The following is a 1,779-nucleotide window of genomic DNA, read 5'->3' on the forward strand; positions in this document are numbered from 1 at the left end:
TTGAAGGATGCTCAGCTGCAGGGTCAGATCGGTGCCAACTATTTTACGACATCCCTTCGCGAGGCTGTTAATGCGTGCGTGGAGACGGCAGTCGAGAAGTCGATGATTGCCGCCTGAAGCTGTCGCATGTCTTGTAGCGGTAACCGGATGCACCTCGACCATCCGTTGAACGACGCTGGCGGACTGTCGAAGCTCTTCCAAGCAGCTCAGGATGCTATCTTGAGCGTATGATCCTTCAGCAACGCCACGACTTAATCGGCATTCACAGCTTGGTGGAACAGGAAGCCTTGAAGGTTGTGACACCCTGCTGTCTGTGGAACCATATGCTGATCCGGATGCTCCACGCCTTCGGCGGTTATCGACAGATTCAAAGCGAGTCCGAGTCCCACGATCGACCGGATGATCCCTTCGGCGCCATCTTCGACGCCGAGATTGTACACGAAGGATCGATCGATCTTGAGCTTCTCGAAGGAGATGCGGGTCAGATATGCGAGGCTGGCATAGCCGCTACCGAAGTCGTCCAGGGAGATCCTGAAGCCGATCTCCTTCAGCAAACGCAGTCGGTCGGAAGCCACTTCGATATCGTCGATCAGCACCGTCTCGGTGACCTCGAACTCGAACATCGACGGAATCACCTGCATCTCGCTCGCGAGCGAACGCAAGTCCTCGATGAACGCTGGTGCATGAAGCTGTGCGGGCGAGAGATTAATCGCAGTGACGATACCCGGCCACTGGCGGGCATCCCTGAACGCACGGCGGATGACCCAGCTGCCTAGGTGTTTGATCCCGGGCTTTGATGGTGCACTATTATCCAGCGGATGGAAGGAGGCACTATGGGTCAGGTTCACCATGGGAGCGCCACGACGACTGCGGCAGTCCGTCGAGCGATACAGCATAGTCAAGAGAGCCTGAGGGCACTGGCCAGCCACTACGGCATCAACCAAAAGACGGTCGCAAAGTGGAAGAAGCGGACGTCCACAGCCGACCGCAAGACAGGCCCAGCCGAGCCGAGATCCACGGTGCTGTCGATCGAAGACGAGGCCGTAATTGTGGCCTTCCGCCGTCATACGCTGCTGCCGCTCGACGATTGCCTATACGCGCTCCAGCCGACGATCCCGCATCTGACGCGATCATCACTGCATCGCTGTCTCCAGCGTCATGACATCTCAAGGCTGCCCAACGTCCAGGGAGACAAGCCGGTCAAGCAGAGGTTCAAGAGCTATCCGATCGGCTATTTCCATGTCGACATCGCCGAAGTGCAAACCGTCGAGGGGAAGCTCTATCTCTTTGTAGCTATTGACCGAACGTCCAAGTTTGCCTTTGCCGAGCTTCATCCCAGAGCCACGAAGATGGTAGCAGCGCAGTTTCTGCGCGATCTGATCGCGGCGCTGCCCTACGCCATCCATACGGTGCTCACCGACAATGGCATTCAGTTCACCAATCGAGCTTGTGACCGATATGCCTTCCATCACATCTTCGACCGGGTCTGCGAAGCAAACCGCATTGAGCATCGTCTCACCAAGGTGAAGCATCCTTGGACCAACGGGCAGGTCGAACGGATGAACCGGACGATCAAGGATGCGACCGTTAAGCGCTTTCACTACGACGATCATGCACAACTGCGTCGCCACCTAGTCGACTTCATCGATGCCTACAACTTCGCTCGCCGGCTCAAGACGCTGAAGGGCCTCACCCCGTACGAGTTCATCTGCAAAAAGTGGACATCAGAGCCGGAAAGATTCAAGCTCGATCCAATCCATCAAATGCCGGGACTGAACA

2 protein-coding genes are annotated in these 1,779 nt (G+C 56.7%); one reads left to right on the forward strand and one right to left on the reverse strand.

The features are described from left to right. Window positions 1-251: 251 nt before the first annotated feature. Window positions 252-851: an EAL domain-containing protein gene (locus tag ACZLZY_RS24805; protein WP_472936629.1), complete on the reverse strand. Its 600-nt coding sequence runs from the start codon at window positions 849-851 to the stop codon at window positions 252-254. Between ACZLZY_RS24805 and ACZLZY_RS24810 the strand changes: the two genes are divergently transcribed. Further along, on the forward strand, window positions 834-1,779 hold a 946-nt coding region (locus ACZLZY_RS24810; RefSeq protein ID WP_472936630.1), incomplete at its 3' end, for an IS481 family transposase. The genes ACZLZY_RS24805 and ACZLZY_RS24810 overlap by 18 nt on opposite strands.

Source organism: Mesocryomonas lacus, from assembly GCF_055730135.2.